Below are 17,494 nucleotides of genomic sequence, written 5' to 3'. Positions count from 1 at the left end.
GAGAGAGTTGCGATAAGTCGGTCATAGCTTGGCTGAAGGTGAAACATTATCTACTTTACACTGCTTTGAGGATTTCATGTCAGAAGATAAACTTTGGTTTATAGATAAAAAGAAAGAAGACTGTAAGTCTTGCCAGGCTGTTGGGTCAGTGCGGATTGAATACTACAATGCTGTGCGTTATCCGCTAGAGGCTAAAAACGAATTTGTAAATTATAATTTAGTCAAAAAGAAAACAAAGCGAATTTGCGAGAGTTGCAATGCGAGTGAAGAATCCTGGGAAGAATGGAAAGAAACCGTTTATCCAAAAGGATTTGAGCCTGATTTTTTCAGAAGAAGAGCTTTGTATTTTAAAGACCATGTTCCCAGTATGGCTAAAGATGGGTTCGAAGATTTCTTTAAGAGAAAACCTGCTGATGCCGAAATGCGATACGAATATGGAAAATTTCTTCATAAAAAAGGAGAACTTCCCAGCTCCTATCAACAGTTAAAAAAAGCACTCGAAAAAAATAAAACTTACTTGGTTGCCATCGAAGAGTTAACAGAAGTCCTATATACTCTTTTTATTTCGCAAAATGAAATCTGGTATGAGAAGAGAATGTTCTTTGGACACTTTACAAGAATATTTTCTAGCTTTAAAGATTTACGAAAGGAGTTAATCAATCTTTTGCGTTATCTTTTGGACTATCATAAAAACAATCGCTTTGCATTAGCAAAATACTATTTTCAGGCGGGAAATGTTTTAGAGGATATGCATCAGTATCCACTTGTCTTGCAATATTATGAATATGTAATAAACGAAGCATCTGAGAATTTATTAAAATCAGAAAGTTGTATTCGTATGGCGATAGTTTATTCCAATCTCCAGGATTATAACAAAGCTTTTTCTTATTTAGAAAAAAGTTACCACTTGGTCCCAAATGTTTTGATTTATTTGTATAAAACAAAGATTTATTATAAGCAAGGAGACAAGGAAAAAGCCACACATGAGTTAAACATCTATTTAAAAGAAATTGATAAACTTATAGAGAAAGATCAGAAAAATGCGCGCATTCATTATTTCAAAGGGCTAGGACTCGAATATTTAGAGTCTTCCAAGTTTATGATTGATTATTATAATGGGATTACTAAAAATCTTACCATTGATATCGCACTTCGGAAAGTTTTTTACAATAAAGTAAATTCTTTGGAAGATCCTCCGACTGAAACAATACAAGACGTTGATTCTAATCATGCTTGTCCGATTTGTAAATTTCGCAAAATCAATATTATCCAATACAAAGATAGGGTCTCAGGACTGGAACATTGGATAGATGGAATTAACTCGACTGTATATTATTTACGCTCTACGAAAAAAATATGTATGCAATGTAAATATGAATGGTGGGATTACTTTAATTGGGATGAAAGAGAGTCGGAATATCCAGGTTAAGTGAATGGCAAATGGCTGTTAGACTGAATATGAAACAAGAAAAATTCTCCATCATCAAAAGGCTAAAAAGTTTTATCTTTGCTTTGAATGGATTGAAAATTTTAATTCTCGAAGAGCACAATGCAAGAATTCATTTAGTTGCTGCACTCTGTGTTATCATTGCGGGAATAGTATTAAGAATAGCAAATGTTGAATGGATTGCAATTATCTTTGCGATTGGATTTGTTTTTGCGCTTGAGACGATCAATTCCGCAATCGAGAATTTGGCTGATTTCATTTCTCCTGAAAAAAATGATCAGATTAAAAAAATAAAAGACTTATCCGCCGCTGCAGTCTTGATTAGTGCAATTACTGCAATCTTCATTGGGTTAATTGTATTTATACCCAAACTAATTACATTGCCTTTTTTCCAATAATAAAATAATTGTCAGACAAAGCAGCCAAATCCATTCTTACTTTGGGCTATGATAAAATTATTAAAAGAAAGAAATCGGTTTAGTGAAACATTATTTATGGGAACAATATCCCTTTTGTGTTTTTCCTTTTCAATCTTCAGATTTATATATACGGATACAAAAGTTTTTCTTTTTCTAAATTGGAATTTGTTTCTCGCCTTTATCCCCTGGGCAGTGACAAGTATAACAATCCTGAAACCAAGCATTCAAAGATACAAGGTAACAATCATTATCCTCTTAGCGGTTTGGCTTTTGTTCTTTCCGAATGCACCTTATATCTTAACAGATTTATTTCATCTTCGATTAAAATCCTCTATGCCGAAATGGTTTGATTTGATTTTAATTCTTTCCTTTGCATGGACTGGATTAGTATTTGGTTTTTTAAGTCTATGGGATATTGAAAAAATACTTACTAAATCATTGAGTCAAATATGGATTAGCATAATATCTGTTAGCCTCTTATTTGTCGGGAGTTTTGGAATTTATCTAGGAAGATATTTGCGCTGGAATAGTTGGGATATTATAGGTGAGCCATTTAATTTACTGTATGATATTACTGATCGTCTGATTAATCCCTTTGATCATCCAAGAACATGGGGCGTAACCATCTTCATGGGAATATTTTTAAACATGATTTACTGGACATTTTGGATGGTAAAGAAAAGAGAATGACTTTTTATTATTTGCTTTCCAAAATTTCTCTCACGTAACTCCAAAACAAAGAGGGATTTTCCCAATGAGGTGAATGACCTGTATCCGCTATAGCTATGAGCTTAGCTGTTTTATAGTTTTCACAAAATTGTTTTATGCGAGAAATGGAAATGACAGGATCTTTTTCTCCGTGAATGAAATATAAAGGAAGTCCTTCTCGTAAATTCATATCGGAAAGACGAATGGATTCAAGAATTTCAACCACAATACGCAGCGATTTAGGTTTAATTTTCTTATATTGCTCAAAGAAAGTTGGGAAGAATTCTTTTACATCAGCTCGATTTAAGAATTCTTGTTTTCTATCGGGGTTAACAGATAATGCTGTATCGTAAAAAGTAGATTTTGAATCCTGAGAAAATCCCAATGCAAAATCAGTGAGAAAAGTCAGATTCCAAAGTCTGAGATTTTCCATGAGAGTCACGATTCCACCAATTGGTCCTTCCAGAAAAGATCCTACAAGAATATTTTTTTCCACTTTATCGGGAAAATGATTCATATACTGCCAGTTTACAAATGCTCCTGTCGAATGACCTATCAGGATTAACTTTTCATTAGCCGCTATTTTATTCAATATATCGAAGTGAGAATCTAAAAATTCCGCTAGCTGCAAATGGGTTTTATCTTTTGGAAATTCAGAAGGAAAATGTCCGCCGAGGTTCATAAATATTTTTTCGTAGCCGAATAGATTTTTAGGACATGATTCTTGCCAAACGGAATGAGGCTCCGCCCAACCAGGTAAAAAAACAATTTTCTTACCTGAACCTTCTGAAACCCAACTTGAAATAAATCCATTCTTTTGATTGAATTGCATTTTGCCTTCTTATTGGTAGTAAAATCTCTTACAGCTTTAATACAAATTTTTTTTTTGAGGAAAATACAAATCATTTGCAAAACAGCTTTCTTTTATTTGCCTATTTTTTAAATTCAATAACTAATTATGAAATTTCTAGGTTTATTTATTTCTCTGATTATTAGTTATACTTTGTCTGCAGAGGAAGCTTTTTTAAAACCTAAATATAGTGTATTAGGCTTTGGTGGAATTTTTGTTAATTCAGATTTAGCTCCGATCTCTTTTAATTTGGATTTTAAATACAAACCTTCTTACATTTCAGGTTTAGGAATTAATCGAAAGGTTAATCGTAAGTATTCTATCTTTGAGTTTGAAGTGGAAGGAATTTTAGCCAAGCATTCTGGAGCGATGAATCATGGTGAAGCTGTAGTAGTTGGAATTGCTCGGATTCCAAAACTATTCGGCACTCCAATTAGTTTTGCGTTAGGCGAAGGACAGTCTATTGCTAGTGAAAATCCAAAATTGGAAAATTTACGTAAGGGCTATGACAACGGTAGAATTGTATTTGATGATATTCAGTCGAGACCTTGGCTTAACTATTTAATGTTTGAATTGGATTATACATTACCATGGTTTAATGAATCATCAAAAGTATTTGCACGAATTCATCACAGATCAGGAATCTATGGAGTCTATTGTCCTCCAACACCACCGTGTGGATCGAATTTTGTTGTATATGGATTCAAGACTGAATTATAAATATTAAAAGAGTGGCTAATTATAATTAGATGAATACAGCAAATAAATTTATGTTCATTGGATTGGGGTTTGGGTTTCTATTTCCCATTTTCTCAACATTATTTGAAACATACTTGAGAATTGGATTTATTTCATTCGATTCAGTATTAAGCATTCAAGTTTCAAGTCCACTGCTTTGGGTCATAGATACTGCCCCTTTATTTTTGGGATTCCTTGCTAGAATTGCGGGACAAACGCAAGAAATCGCTAATAAAATTAATCATGAATTGCAAAAGTCCAATAAAGAATTACGAATCGAAATTGCAAAGAGTAACGCGATTGAAAATAATATTCGTGATTTGATTGATGTCTACAAAAAAGATTTACAGTCTGCAAATTGATTCAGGAATTTTCTTTGCCAGAAATTCCTAAGTTTGATCAATATAGAATTTTTTATAAATATTTACCTTTAAACCCAGTTGGCGGGGATTTCATTTCCCTTCAAAGAATAGATGGAGGACTTTTGAGTATCCTTGTGGGAGACGTTGTGGGTCATGGAATCTCTGCTGCACTGATTTCATCTTTGGTCAATGTTCTTGCTAATAAGAATCGAGAGAAAAATGGCCTTTTTCCGGGTAAGTATTTGGAAAATCTGAATAAAGAGGCTAATAACTATTTAGCGGAAGATTATTATTTTACTGCATTGTATGGATTACTCTCATCGAGTTCTGAGTCAACAACCTTTACATTTTCTAGAGGCGGGCACCCTTATCCATTTATTTATTCTCATCGAGAAAAATGCGCTAAAATTTTTGAGATAGAAGGAACTCCTCTTGGACTTATGAATAATCTTACTTACACGGAACTCAGTGTCGAACTATTTCCTGGAGATCGAATTTATATTATCACGGATGGCCTCATCGAAGTTAAAAATGAGAAAGGAAAACTTCTCGGAAACAAAAATTTCTGCCATATAATTACAGAAGCGTGTAATACTGATATGTCTCTAGAAGAATCCATTGATTTTATTCTAAACAAGGTCGATGAGTTTTCAATGGGTGTCCCACCGGATGATGATCGTTTCATTTTGGGTATAGAAATTAATGTATTATAAAATCTTTGGGAGCTTATAAAAATATCTTATGAATAAAATGTTTCAACCTATCAAACCTGTATCTTTTATTGCATTTATTACCTTGTCTTTGGTATCTCTCTCTGCCGATACCTTTCTTCCTGATTGTAAATCAGACTATGAAAAATTTTGCAAAGAAATTACGCAACCAAAAGCAAAAGTTACTCAATGTCTATTAGAGCATAATGATGATTTGTCTGAAGGATGTAAGTCAAATCTTAAGGCTTATTCCGAAAAAATGCGAAATCAAACAAAAGGTGCTTGCAAAGAAGATGTGAATAATTTTTGTAAATGGACCGTTCCCGGTGGGGGAAGAATAATAAAATGTTTATTTAGGAATGAAAGTAGTCTTTCCGAACCCTGTAGAAATATTTTGAATGAATAACTCACGTTACGCAAAGAAGTAAAGCTATGGATTATTTTATGAAATTAAGAACATTAGATAAATCTAATGAATCAATAGCCCGCGGCAGCGAACCCACCGTTAGGTGTAACCCCACCTTCAGCGCTGGGCACGCTGGTCGCTCACCTTGCGTAAGGTGAGTGAATAATTAATATAAGTCGCAAATAGAATCTCACGATGAAGACCATAGTTCGTTTAACTTTGCTTTAATTGACAGTGTAAATCTGCTTTTCAATTGGAAGCCCAGAATCTATGGCGAAGATAAAAATAGAAGAAAATTTGTTTGTCTGCTCTATCATAAGTCAAGGAGAATTTCTTGAGCAAAGAAACATTGAATATTTATACTGTGTTCTTTCCTATTACAAAAAACTTTCTCATATACCGTATCTGGCAAATCGCTTTTATCCTCAAGAATGAAAAAGTGAATGATATTATTGTTTCAGCAGGAATCCTAGGGCATTAACGATTCTTGTTATATAGTAAAAATGTTCTTGCCTGAAATCATTTTCTAAATTCTTAGTAGTCTTCATGTAGTGACTGCAAATCAAAAGCAAGTCAGTAGAGAAGTAATAAATACGATGAAATGGAAAGTAGCGCGTAAGAAAATCGAGAAGACAGTAATTGAGCCTTTTAAACCTGAAAATTTAATGCAGGCTTTGAAAAATCCAGACGAAGTTTTAATGAAAAGTCTGCGTTCTTTGTCAGAGATGACCGAAAGCATTACAGGGATTAATTTTAAGTCCTATTCAAAGTTAAAAAGTGAGGCTAAAGGCAAAACAGAATTTACCTTCATCGGAGAGAAGAAAGTTGAAGAAGTTAAGTTGCAACTGTTTACTTATAATGAAAACACTTGCACAGAAACAGCGGAAATCACTGATTATAAATTAGTTGATACAAATAATTTATCCAATAATCACTGGCTAAATCTTCACGGTATTCACGATGTTGCATTAATCGAAGCAATAGCTGATACACTTAAATTAGAAAGTCTCACTGTTGGACAGGTAGTTGATACAACGCAACGTCCGAAGATGGAGGATTACGACAATTATATCTTCTTTAGCATAAAATCCATTTTATTGGATGAGTTTGATAGGCTTGATATCGAGCAGCTATCGTTCGTTCTTAGCAAAAATTATTTAGTATCTTTTCAAGAAAAAGTTGGAGATCATTTTAATTATATTAGACAGAGAATGCGTGATAGCCTTGGTCTGGTAAGAAAACGAGAATGTGATTTTCTTTTGTTTCAATTGCTCGACGCCATATTAGATAATTATTTTGAAACTCTTGATTCAATCAATAAAGAAGTAGCATTAATTGAAAAACAAACCTTAACAAACCCGAAACAATCTACTTTGTTATTGATAGAAAAGAATAAAAAGAATGTGAGTAAAATAAAAAAATCCCTTGCCCCATTTAAGGAAGCGCTTACTAATATTTTACAGGATCGAACTCATTTTATCAATGTTGGAAATCGAAAATACTTTAGAGATCTAACAAATAGTTGTAGCAACGCAATCGAAGAGGCAAATGCAACGTATACCGCGCTAGAGAGTCTAACGAATATTTACTTCTCTTCTTTGAGTCAAAAGATGAATGAAACGATGAAAGTTTTAACAACGGTTGCGACAATTTTTATTCCGTTGACATTCATTGTTGGAGTCTATGGAATGAACTTTGAAAATATGCCAGAGCTTAAGTGGCAATATGGATATTTTGTTGTCTGGGGGATAATGATTACTACACTCTTTGGAATGATTTATTATTTCAAAAAACAGAAATGGCTTTGAAATAGTATTTCAAAGCCATTCTTGATTATACCAAGCCTAGTCTTTTATAAATGACATCAATTCGTGCAAGGTATGGTTTTATATCGCAAATTTCATCTAACACTTTTGCGGTTAATACTTGATTTACTTCGCTATCAGCTAGAAGACGCGATTTCATTGTTTCATTTTGATTTGCCCAAACCGCCATTGCATGGGATTGGACTTTCTCATAAGCTTTCTCACGGGAAATTCCACCACGCTCGATCATTGCAAGCATGAGCTTCTGTGAAAAAATAAGACCGCGGGTAATACCAAGAACCCGCTCGCTTGCATCTGGATAAATATGCAAATTCTTAATTACAAAATTCATCTTATCTAGTATGTAATCGAGAGCGATTGTTGAATCAGGCAATACAATTCTCTCTGCGGAAGAATGGGATATGTCTCTCTCATGCCAGAGTTGCATGTCCTGGAATCCAACATTTACATTCGAGCGGATAACTCTCGCTATCCCACTTATGCGCTCGCAAATAACTGGATTGCGTTTATGCGGCATTGCGGATGAGCCTTTTTGACCTTTAGAAAAAGGTTCTTCTACTTCTCTCCCTTCTGTCTTTTGTAAGAGTCGAATTTCTGTCGCCATCCTGTCGAGGCTAGAAGCTGTTAGCCCTAGAATAGAAAGGTAAAATGCATGGCGGTCACGAGTAATGACTTGAGTTGTTATTGGGTCAACGGCTAATCCCAATTTTGTGCAAACAAATTCTTCAATTGCTGGATCTATATTCGAGTAAGTGCCTACCGCTCCGGAAAATTTTCCAACAGAGATTTCTTTGTGCGCTTGTTTGAGTCTTTCTAGATTTCGTTGCATCTCTGCAAAGAAGAGTGCAAATTTTAATCCAAGAGTCATTGGCTCCGCGTGGATTCCATGAGAGCGTCCCATGCAAGGAGAATCTTTTTCTTGGATCGCTTTTTCTTTTACTGTTTCGAGTAACGTTTCAACACGATTGATGATGATTTCAATTGCCTGTTTCATTTGAACGCATAATGCGGTGTCGCCGATGTCAGACGAAGTGAGTCCGTGATGAACATGTCTCGATGCAGGTCCGATATAAGAACCTAGGTTTGTTAAGAATGCAATTACATCGTGCTGTAACGTTTCTTCTAATTTTAGAATTTCATCTACTTTAAACTTTGCTTTTGTTTTAATTTCGTTGAAATCTGCTTCTGGAATTTCTCCGCGATTCATTCTTGCTTCGCAGGCTAGAATTTCAATGTCTTTCCAAATCTCAAATTTATTTTCGAGACTCCAAATTTTGGATATTTCTGGATTGCTGTATCTATCTATCATAAAAATAATTTCTCCCATTTTTCTATTGTCGCAAAACGAGCGTCATCCGCTTCAGTAGGTGCCCAAGTTGCAAAAAATTTATCTTCTTTCGGATCATAAGGTCCTGATTTACCTTCAAAGCAAACACATACATCGCTGAGTGTCACTAAACTATGCCAGACTCCCGGTTGAATGTCAATTCCTCGAATAGGTCCATCATCGGATAATAAGTATTTTCCGGTAATGCTTCCTGTCTCATCAAAAATCAGGAAACCAAGTTTTCCCTTTAAAGCGATAAATGTTTCTGGCTTTGGCGGATTCTCATGTTTATGCGGTTGAACATAAGTGCCTTTTACTAATACATTTAGGAATCTTTGGTAAACCTCTGTTAGCTCATGAAAATTGTGATTGGATCTTTTTCGTTGACTTAGTTTTGCTTTTTCGGAAACGGATGAAAACAATTCTTCCGTAATTAATTGGACTTTTTCATTCATAACTATTACTCTAAAGTAAATTTGTATTCTAGTTTTTAGAGTAAGCCCTCATTGGCAATTAGAAATTAATTTTATTAGCACAAGCGTCATCCCCGAAACTGTTCAATAGTAAACTCTTCAAAGATTACCACCGATGAACACGGATAAATAAACAATAAAAAACGATCTCAATACAAATATAACTAACTCACCTTACGCAAGAGAATAAAACAATGGGTTTTTTAATGCAATCAAGAATATTAGGTAAATCTAATAAAATAGCCTGCGGCAGCAAACCCACCGTTAGGTGTAAACCCCACCCTCAGCGCTGGGAACGCTGGCACTCACCTTGCGTAAGGTGAGTAACTAAAAATATTTAACATTAATCGTATCTTTTATCGGTGCACTCGTTGTCCATCGGTGGTAATCTTTAAATCTTTCCATCTCTCAATTCCTGCAAAAAATCTTCCTGGCGTTTCACCGAAACCAACACGAATAAATCCTTCTCTTTCAAAATTACTTCCGGGTAATACGAATATGTCGCACTGCTTTAATAATAAGTCTGCATAGATTTCTGAGGAAATTCCTGTTGCTAATTTCACAAAACTAACAAGCCCTCCATCGGGTGCGCGAAAATTTTCTATTCCTGGCAAATTCTTTGCTGCGATGGCAAATGTATTTACATTTTGTAAGATTGAATCTTTGATTGGCTTCACAATTTTTTTTCTGTTTCGTAAAATTTCTAAAGCTAAGAATTCTGAAATTGGATTTACTGTATGTGTTAAATAGTCTTTAAAAGAACGAGCTTTTTCGAGCAATCCTTTGTCTCCAACGAGCCAACCAATTCTGAGGCCGGTTACCCCAAAGCATTTTGTAATCGAGCCGGTAGCAAAACATTTTTCATTTAATCCAGCTCCCGAAAAGCTTAAATCGTTTACATAGTCTAAGAAACGGTAATGTTCATCAAATAAGGAGTAGCCGCTAAACTTAGATAGGGAGTCTTTTAGTGTTTTGATTTCGCTTTCTCCCAGTCCAATGCCGGTCGGATTATGTGGATGATTTACGATTGCCAATTTAACTTGTTGATCAAACAATTGCTGTATAGGAAGAGATTCCTTTACTTCAACCTCTATTATGATGGCTCCTAATGTCAAAGGTATTTCGTATAACGCTTGAAATGCAGGAGTAAACAAAGATACTTTATCACCTTTTCCAATTAGTAGATGAAATAATATATACAAAGCTTCACTTGTGCCTGTGGTAATTAAAACTTGGTCTGGTGAAATATTTTTGTATAGGGAAGCGATTTCTGATCGCAAATCTTCCCTTCCGTTGTTGGGAGAATCGGCAAGTGAAATTGTATTCAAGCATCCAATATCTAAATTTAACCGATCCAATAATTCTTTTACGGTAAAATTGCGTAAGCCGCTCTCCCCTAAATTACAGCTAGCGGTTAATCTATATTTTTCTAAACGATCTTCAATAAAAAATTCTCTTGGGATCAATTTCGCTCCGTTCGATTGCGTCCAGATTTTTTGGCTCTATAGAGAGCGTTATCCGCTCTAGCTATAAATGATTCTAAACTGTCGTCAGGTAAGTATTCACTAATTCCCATGCTTACTGTGACTTGCCTTTCTTCTAGAAAAGCATGATTTTCAACTAACGTTCTAATTTTTTCACATATTTTCACGCCATCATCGATGTTTGAACCGACTAGTAGAAGAGTAAATTCTTCCCCTCCCCACCTGCATAAAATATCTGACATTCTAATTTGAGCCTTGATAAAACGAGAAACATTTACAAGCACTTCATCACCCTTATTGTGACCGTATGTGTCATTAATTTTTTTAAAATGATCAATGTCAAAAATGATAAGACAGATTGATTTTGGATTGATTTTATTTTCTTCGATTGTCTGTTTGAAAAGTTGTTGAAATTTTGTTCTGTTAAAAACTTTCGTAAGCTCATCTAGGCTGGCTTTTTCTTCTAGAGAACTTTTCTGATTTTCCAATTGGGTAATATCTGTTAGACTCAGAATACTGACTTCTTTTTCAGGAATGATATTTTGCTTTATGCGGAAAATCGTCGTTTCCCCATCAGAATTTTTAATTTTAACCTGAAATTCTTCATCTTTGGGAAGTTTTGGTAAAATAAAACTTTCTTCTGAGTCAGAACCATTGCCAAAATCTAGAAAATTCATTAAGCTTGGATAATTCTTGTTAAACGCTTCTACTGTTTTTAGTCCGGTGAATTGTAGAAAACTGTAATTTGCCGCAATTACTTTTTCTCCGTCCGTCATTAGAACCATATCTCTTTGAAAATTGAGTAAAGTTTGAAGTAATTCCTGATTGAATTTAAGCTCTAAATGAGTTTTCACTCGAACAAGTAATTCATTAGAATTGAATGGCTTAATAATATAGTCTACTGCTCCAAGTTCAAAGCCCTTTACAATGTCTTCGGGCTGCGTTCTTGCTGTCAAAAAAATGATTGGAATTTCTTTTAAATTTTCAGTTGCTTTGATTCTCTTGCAAGTTTCGTATCCATCTAGCTCAGGCATCATAACATCTAGAAGAATTAAGTCTGGCTTAATTTTCTCTAATATGCCTAATGCTTGTAAGCCGTTCGATGCAACAATAATTTTATAACCGACATTTTTCAATACAGTCCCTAGTAATTGAATATTCTTTGGAGTGTCATCGACTATCAATATATAGGCACTTTTTATATTAGCCAACATAGTGTGACCTTAGATCCTCTAAAAGCTTTGGATAGGTCATTAGCAAGCTTAAAAGGGAATTCATATCAAATAGCAAAGCTTTTGCTTGTAAGTTCTCAGAAAAGTTTTCTAAAGGGGGATAATTATATTTATCTCCTAAGTATTTAATTTTGTAGGCAAATTCTTCAATCTCGTTAATGCTAGATATGTCAGATAATTTTTTCCATTCAGAATATAAATCTGTTTCCATTTCATCGAGTAATGGTTTTAAATTTTTAATTTCTTCTTCATCCAATTGGATCCTCTCAATTTTTTCAGGAAGTATTGCGGCAACTGATTGTTTGCTTCCACTAATTGACTTTGGATTTTTGTGAGAAATTTCTTTTGAGACAAGTGAATTTTGTAAAATGATTTGAAAAACACTACCTTTGTCTACTTGGCTTTTTACTGAAATACTGCCATTCATAAGCTGAACCAATCGATTTGAAATGGCAAGTCCAAGACCCGTTCCCCCATATTTGGAATGGCTCTGTCCTTTTTGCTGGGTGAACGCCTCAAAAATCGAATCGTGCTCTTCTTCTGGAATTCCTACGCCTGTATCTTCTACAGTAAAAATTAAATCCATATATTGAATAGTTTCCTTCTTCGTTTGATATGTAGCGGTTAATCGAATATAACCTTTATCAGTAAATTTAATTGCATTGCTGAGTAAATTTAGAAAAATCTGTCTAAAACGAATTTCATCGAGAATTATCTCTTTGGGAAGGCTAGGGTCAACAACAATTTGAAAATCAAGCTCCTTCTCCTGCAATTTCTGAGAAAAAATATCACGGAGTTCTCCGAATACATCCCCAATGTTTACGGGCGATAAATCAAGCTCAAGTTTCCCTGATTCAACTTTTGATAGGTCAAGAATGTCATTAATTAGGGCTAATAACGTTTTTCCGCTTGAAACAATATTCTCTAAATACTTTCGCTGTATTTCATCAGAGATAGAGCCTCTGAGAATTTCTGTAAATCCTATGATGGCATTCATTGGAGTTCTAATTTCGTGACTTATGTTGGCTAAAAATTCTCCCTTGATTTTACTCGCTACTTCTGCTGCTTTTTTTGCGACTACTTGTTCTGTGATATCAAGACCAAATCCTATAAGACCGTCGGTTGACTCATCGAGAAAAAAATAATTTTGAAAAAACCATTCAGCCCCATCATTATAAAGTCCATTGGAAATAAAAACCTGTGGCTCACCTTCCAGTGCTCGATTGAACTGAGCGGTAAATTCATGATATACCTCAAAAATATTTATATTTACCGCCTGGTTTTCAAATAAACCCATCTTCTTTAGACCGGCTCCCGTGCTTTGAGTGATGATACCATACTTGTCAACTCTAAAAACTACAACAGGCATATTTGCGAGGATTCCACCAAGCATTTGACTTTTCTCATTTATTTCTTTTTGTATTTTTTTTCGCTCTGTGATATTGCGCATAACGGCATGGACTTCAAGGTTTCCAGTATCATGATTTAAAATATATCTTGATACAACTTCTGTCCATATTGTTGTTCGATCTTTTTTATACTGTTCAAGCTCATCAACATAAATACCATCGATAGATTTCTTGCCCATTGAAATTTTTTTTAACCTCCGTGGAAAAGTTTTTTTTGCATAAGCTAAGGAGGCTGGAGTTAAGAAAAATTCAAGTGGCTGAGCCATGATTTCTAAAACAGAATAGTCTGTTAAATTTTTGATTGAAGGGCTAATATAGAGTAACTTCGTAGAGATTGTATCAATGACGAGTATAACATCTGCCATGTTTTCAGTAATGATTCTGTATCGCTCTTCGTTTTCGACTAGAGCTTCTTCTGCTAGCTTGCGCTCTGTAATATCACGGATATTTGTAAGTATCCCCACATTTACATTTTCATTCTGATAAATCGAGTGTTGAATTTCAATGGGAAAACTAGTTTTATCTTTTCTAAATGCAATACTCTCATACGCATAACTGTTATAATCCGAACTTAAAAGAGCATTCATGATTGACGCTATTTTTTCTTTTTCAGATGGAATTGCAAAGTCAACAGCGTGTAATTCTCTAACTTCTTCAATAGAATTGTATCCGAACATTCGAAGCATATTGCTGTTTGCCCAAAGAATGGAATAATCCAATCCTATGAGCAAAATTGCATCGGGAGAAATTTCGATCAAAGTTCTAAAAAGTTCTTCGCTTCTTCTAACTTCCTTTTCGATTTTTATTTTCTCTTTATCGATTTTTCGATGATCTTCTACCATTTGGTTAAATGTTTTGATGAAATTGCCAAGTTCATCCTTTGATTCATATTCAATTCTTACTTTCCAATCCCCTTTAGCGATTCGATTTGCAGCTGATTCAGCTAGTTGAAGAGGGAAGACAAATTGTTTAAAAGTGTAATAAATTACAAGGTAAATAAAAACTACAGTAAAAGTGGCAGTCAGAATCATTTGAAGCAACAGAGAATAATAGGAATTATCCACTATTTGATTCGACTCCGATTCACCTCTTTGATTTAGTGCATGCATTTCGTGTAGGTCGGAACTCAGCTTTTCCATTTTGATTTTTGAGTTTTCTAACAAAACATTGATACCTTGTTTATTAAAGGATTTCGATTTTTCAATATACTCTTTGAGTGCCTTAAAGTATTCATCCATATCAGCGGAAAATCGACTGTAAACGTTTTTTTCTTCTTTGTCAATGCTCAGAGTTTCGTAAATGGTTTTGTTCTTGGTAAATTCTTTTTGTAGATAATTTAACTTATCCTCAATCAGTGATTTTTCATTTTGCGTAATCGCTGACGTATACTTGGATTCTAATTTTACAATGTCATCTAATTGGTCCATCATCTCTGATACTTTTAGAATGCTTCTTATCCATTTATTATGAATCTCCCGCGTTTCTTCATGGATCTTATTTACGAGATGGATTGAAAGGGAAACACCAATAACAATGAGGAGGCAAATGATGGATATTCCCACTAGTGCTTTACTTTTAATTTTTAACTGGTTATACCAACTAACTGTTGTAATATAATATTTTGTTGAAGCCATTAACTTTGCAATACTCTGCGAATAATTTGTTTAAGGGATTCAATATGAATCGGCTTGATAATAAAGTCGTCAGCGCCTGAATCATATATAAAAGTTTTTTTCTCTGCACTGTCTTCGGATGTTATAGCTATAATGTAGCAATCTTCTTTTGAAAGGTTTAGATTTTTTTTTACTGTATCTATTAGTTTTAATCCTTCCATTTCTGGTTTATCGAAGTTTATAAATAGGAGTGATGGTTTCATATTTTCAAGGATAGATGCTATATCATCTTCCTTTGTTGCGATGATAGTATCTAGCTTTTCTTTTTTCAAAATGGATTCCAATTCTTCAGCGAAACCAATATTTGAATCCGTTATCAGTGCTAATGGTTTATTAATATTAGGCGCTGGGTCTGGATCAGCGTTGCCTAGTAAACTGTCTTTGCAGCGATTTATGTAAAGAGAAAAAATTGAATCATCAGGCAATAGAGATTGGCAATGCACGAATAAATCCTGCGCTTTTTGCATAAATCCTGCACGATAAAGAGTAAGGGCGCGAAAATATTCAGAAGAAATTGCTTTTTTCTTTTCATAGATGGTCGGATTATCTGAGCCAAAGTATTCATAAACAGTGATAAATCCATTATTGCCCCCGACTCTTAAATGTTCGATCTCGCGGCTATCGTCTTTTAATTCCCTTGTTAATACACTATAAGTATCAGAAGAAATAATAATTGGGACAGAAAAAGACTTTGTCATAGATTCAATTTTTTTTGCAATACCGACTGCATTGCCTATGACGGTCGTATCCATTCGTTCTTTGCCGCCGAGTGTTCCGAGAGTAACTGTGCCAGAATGAATTCCGATTCCTATTTTAAAATTTAGCATGGAATGCTCTGCTTGAGATTGATTAAAGGTTTGTAAATACTGATTAATTTCACCTGCAGCCCTAACTGCATTCTCAGCAGAATCAGGAAATAAAACTACGATCTCATCGCCGATGAATTTATCTATAAAACCATTGTTTTTGCGGATAATCGCTGTTACACCTGTGTAGTATTTATTGAGTAGACCAAATATCTCTTCTGAACTCGCTTTTTCGGTGATGGAGGTGAATCCTCGTATGCCACTAAAAAGAATTGTGACATCTTTCTTTACTAAATTGCCAAGGGTAACATCTGTTATACTTTCTTTGTTTAGAATTCTTAGAAACTCTTTAGGAACAAAATTGCTATAAGCATTATTTATTACACTTAAATGGCTCGAAAGTTTTTCAATGTCTCTAAAAGCAAGGGAAAATCGCCTTGATAAAATGGCTGACTGTGCAAATAGAAAAATGAAAACTCCTATTTGCATAAATTCTCCTGTGATGATAATCTTTAAATTATAAAGGATATCATTTACAATGAAAAAAATTAACACGGTAGAACAAGCAAAAACAATGACCGAATCATCAACTCGTTTTACAATGTTCTTAATTTGATAAAAATAAATTATGATCATTGTCAGAACAATAATTATGTAATTAAAATTAACAAGATAATTGTATATGCTTAAATTAAATAGGCAAACAATCATTCCTAGTATTCCGCCAATTGTTAAACTTACTTTGACTAATACTGCTGACACTTCATTAGGATAAAGTTCTTGAAAAAACTTAAAGAACAAAGGCATTAACATGAAGAAGGAAAAGTATTCAAACTTTGTAACTATTTCGTAGTGGATATTTGGTATTAACTGCACAAGCATTATTTCGCCTGTCGAAACAACGCGCATAAGAGTGATTAGGCAAAATATTGCAAAATAGAAACTGGTAAAATCATTTTTCCTAAAAAGAAAAAGCATGAAGTGATACAGAGTCATGATTAAAATACTTCCGCCCAATAAAAATTCTATAGAGTTTCTTTCATATTTTAATTGTTGGATTTGATCGTGAGTGCCAATTACTGGAACACTCCAAATTCCACCATTCCTATGATGATAATTGGATACGATTAATACTATTTCTAAGGTTTCATTTTCTGTTTCAAAAAAGATCGTGCTCGTGCCATAGCCGGGATTGGATTCTTTCTTCGACATTCCTACTTTTCCTTTTTGGGCTAATAGCTCGTTATCCAGATAGAGTTCATATGCGGTTGCTTGTTCTTTCATACGAAGAGCAAGTTTCATTTTGTTTTTTTTTCCGATTTTGTTTGGGAGTAAAACTTTCATACGGAATGTTGCATATCCATTTCCATTGACAGTCTCATTGTCAAGGAATCGACCACTCCAAGAACTAGGGAATTCGAAATAGTCTGAAATTTTCTCTTCAGAGAATAGGTTTGTTTGATTTGGTCTGATAATCTTTTTCCAGTAGAATTCCCATTTTCCTTCTAAATTGATAGCGCCTCGTTTTTCGAAATCCCAAAAGGTTAAGTTTAAGATTCCCTTTTCTACTTTAGGGGAATCTTTGAACACCAAGCCTATATTGCAGCCGAAGAAAAAAAGAATA

Annotated in this window: 16 protein-coding genes; 9 read left to right on the top strand and 7 right to left on the bottom strand. The window is 34.3% G+C overall.

Going from position 1 to position 17,494, the window contains the following annotated elements; all coding sequences use genetic code 11:
* The first annotated feature begins 76 nt into the window (after positions 1 to 76).
* From IPH52_01185 to IPH52_01175, 3 genes are read left to right on the top strand one after another with little or no spacing between them, the layout of a single operon-like run.
* On the top strand, positions 77 to 1,429 hold the full coding sequence (locus IPH52_01185; GenBank protein ID MBK7053655.1) for a hypothetical protein: 1,353 nt from the start codon (positions 77 to 79) through the stop codon (positions 1,427 to 1,429).
* 29 nt (positions 1,430 to 1,458) lie between these two features.
* On the top strand, positions 1,459 to 1,845 hold the full coding sequence (locus IPH52_01180; protein MBK7053654.1) for a diacylglycerol kinase family protein: 387 nt from the start codon (positions 1,459 to 1,461) through the stop codon (positions 1,843 to 1,845).
* 48 nt (positions 1,846 to 1,893) lie between these two features.
* The gene (locus IPH52_01175; protein ID MBK7053653.1) at positions 1,894 to 2,556 is read left to right on the top strand and encodes a DUF1361 domain-containing protein; all 663 of its coding nucleotides are present in this window, start codon (positions 1,894 to 1,896) and stop codon (positions 2,554 to 2,556) included.
* Between the two features lie 7 nt (positions 2,557 to 2,563).
* On the opposite strand, the gene IPH52_01170 is transcribed toward IPH52_01175, so the two are convergent.
* Positions 2,564 to 3,406: an alpha/beta hydrolase gene (locus tag IPH52_01170; GenBank protein MBK7053652.1), complete on the bottom strand. Its 843-nt coding sequence runs from the start codon at positions 3,404 to 3,406 to the stop codon at positions 2,564 to 2,566.
* Between the two features lie 126 nt (positions 3,407 to 3,532).
* Here IPH52_01170 and IPH52_01165 point away from each other — a divergent pair, with 126 nt between their 5' ends.
* The 6 genes from IPH52_01165 (at position 3,533) to corA (ending at position 7,448) form a co-directional block, all read left to right on the top strand.
* Positions 3,533 to 4,144 (top strand): hypothetical protein, encoded by a 612-nt coding sequence (locus IPH52_01165; protein MBK7053651.1) that lies wholly within the window; start codon positions 3,533 to 3,535, stop codon positions 4,142 to 4,144.
* Between the two features lie 29 nt (positions 4,145 to 4,173).
* The gene (locus IPH52_01160) at positions 4,174 to 4,524 is read left to right on the top strand and encodes a hypothetical protein (GenBank protein ID MBK7053650.1); all 351 of its coding nucleotides are present in this window, start codon (positions 4,174 to 4,176) and stop codon (positions 4,522 to 4,524) included.
* A 14-nt stretch (positions 4,525 to 4,538) separates the two neighbouring features.
* Entirely contained in the window at positions 4,539 to 5,237 is a 699-nt protein-coding gene (locus IPH52_01155; GenBank protein ID MBK7053649.1) for a serine/threonine-protein phosphatase, read from the top strand.
* A gap of 28 nt (positions 5,238 to 5,265) precedes the next feature.
* Positions 5,266 to 5,640: a hypothetical protein gene (locus IPH52_01150; protein MBK7053648.1), complete on the top strand. Its 375-nt coding sequence runs from the start codon at positions 5,266 to 5,268 to the stop codon at positions 5,638 to 5,640.
* Between the two features lie 334 nt (positions 5,641 to 5,974).
* Positions 5,975 to 6,121 (top strand): hypothetical protein, encoded by a 147-nt coding sequence (locus IPH52_01145; protein ID MBK7053647.1) that lies wholly within the window; start codon positions 5,975 to 5,977, stop codon positions 6,119 to 6,121.
* A gap of 70 nt (positions 6,122 to 6,191) precedes the next feature.
* The gene (gene corA, locus IPH52_01140; GenBank protein ID MBK7053646.1) at positions 6,192 to 7,448 is read left to right on the top strand and encodes a magnesium/cobalt transporter CorA; all 1,257 of its coding nucleotides are present in this window, start codon (positions 6,192 to 6,194) and stop codon (positions 7,446 to 7,448) included.
* A gap of 25 nt (positions 7,449 to 7,473) precedes the next feature.
* Here the strand turns inward: corA and IPH52_01135 are convergent, their stop codons facing one another.
* From IPH52_01135 to IPH52_01110, 6 genes are all read right to left on the bottom strand, one after another.
* Positions 7,474 to 8,775 (bottom strand): adenylosuccinate lyase, encoded by a 1,302-nt coding sequence (locus tag IPH52_01135; GenBank protein ID MBK7053645.1) that lies wholly within the window; start codon positions 8,773 to 8,775, stop codon positions 7,474 to 7,476.
* Complete coding sequence (locus tag IPH52_01130) at positions 8,772 to 9,248, bottom strand: WbuC family cupin fold metalloprotein (GenBank protein MBK7053644.1); 477 nt, start codon at positions 9,246 to 9,248, stop codon at positions 8,772 to 8,774. The genes IPH52_01135 and IPH52_01130 overlap by 4 nt, the downstream gene beginning before the upstream one ends.
* Before the next feature lie 374 nt (positions 9,249 to 9,622).
* Positions 9,623 to 10,732 (bottom strand): pyridoxal phosphate-dependent aminotransferase, encoded by a 1,110-nt coding sequence (locus tag IPH52_01125; GenBank protein ID MBK7053643.1) that lies wholly within the window; start codon positions 10,730 to 10,732, stop codon positions 9,623 to 9,625.
* Entirely contained in the window at positions 10,729 to 11,964 is a 1,236-nt protein-coding gene (locus tag IPH52_01120) for a diguanylate cyclase (GenBank protein ID MBK7053642.1), read from the bottom strand. Before IPH52_01120 ends, IPH52_01125 begins: the two co-directional genes overlap by 4 nt.
* Complete coding sequence (locus IPH52_01115; protein ID MBK7053641.1) at positions 11,954 to 15,025, bottom strand: PAS domain S-box protein; 3,072 nt, start codon at positions 15,023 to 15,025, stop codon at positions 11,954 to 11,956. The genes IPH52_01120 and IPH52_01115 overlap by 11 nt, the downstream gene beginning before the upstream one ends.
* Positions 15,025 to 17,460 carry a response regulator gene (locus IPH52_01110; protein MBK7053640.1) on the bottom strand — a complete coding sequence of 812 codons (2,436 nt, stop codon included), beginning with the start codon at positions 17,458 to 17,460 and terminating at the stop codon, positions 15,025 to 15,027. Before IPH52_01110 ends, IPH52_01115 begins: the two co-directional genes overlap by 1 nt.
* Positions 17,461 to 17,494: the final 34 nt, after the last annotated feature.

Source organism: Leptospiraceae bacterium, assembly GCA_016708435.1.
Taxonomy (GTDB): Bacteria; Spirochaetota; Leptospiria; order Leptospirales; family Leptospiraceae; genus UBA2033.
This window is presented reverse-complemented; position numbering and strand designations above follow the sequence as displayed.

Coding starts and splice junctions, on each gene's coding strand:
- IPH52_01115 (MBK7053641.1), bottom strand. CDS start 15,025: ATGGCTTCAACAAAATATTATATTACAACAGTTAGTTGGTATAACCAG.
- IPH52_01170 (MBK7053652.1), bottom strand. CDS start 3,406: ATGCAATTCAATCAAAAGAATGGATTTATTTCAAGTTGGGTTTCAGAA.
- IPH52_01150 (MBK7053648.1), top strand. CDS start 5,266: ATGAATAAAATGTTTCAACCTATCAAACCTGTATCTTTTATTGCATTT.
- IPH52_01120 (MBK7053642.1), bottom strand. CDS start 11,964: ATGTTGGCTAATATAAAAAGTGCCTATATATTGATAGTCGATGACACT.
- IPH52_01165 (MBK7053651.1), top strand. CDS start 3,533: ATGAAATTTCTAGGTTTATTTATTTCTCTGATTATTAGTTATACTTTG.
- IPH52_01160 (MBK7053650.1), top strand. CDS start 4,174: ATGAATACAGCAAATAAATTTATGTTCATTGGATTGGGGTTTGGGTTT.
- IPH52_01175 (MBK7053653.1), top strand. CDS start 1,894: ATGATAAAATTATTAAAAGAAAGAAATCGGTTTAGTGAAACATTATTT.
- IPH52_01135 (MBK7053645.1), bottom strand. CDS start 8,775: ATGATAGATAGATACAGCAATCCAGAAATATCCAAAATTTGGAGTCTC.
- IPH52_01180 (MBK7053654.1), top strand. CDS start 1,459: ATGAAACAAGAAAAATTCTCCATCATCAAAAGGCTAAAAAGTTTTATC.
- IPH52_01185 (MBK7053655.1), top strand. CDS start 77: ATGTCAGAAGATAAACTTTGGTTTATAGATAAAAAGAAAGAAGACTGT.
- IPH52_01130 (MBK7053644.1), bottom strand. CDS start 9,248: ATGAATGAAAAAGTCCAATTAATTACGGAAGAATTGTTTTCATCCGTT.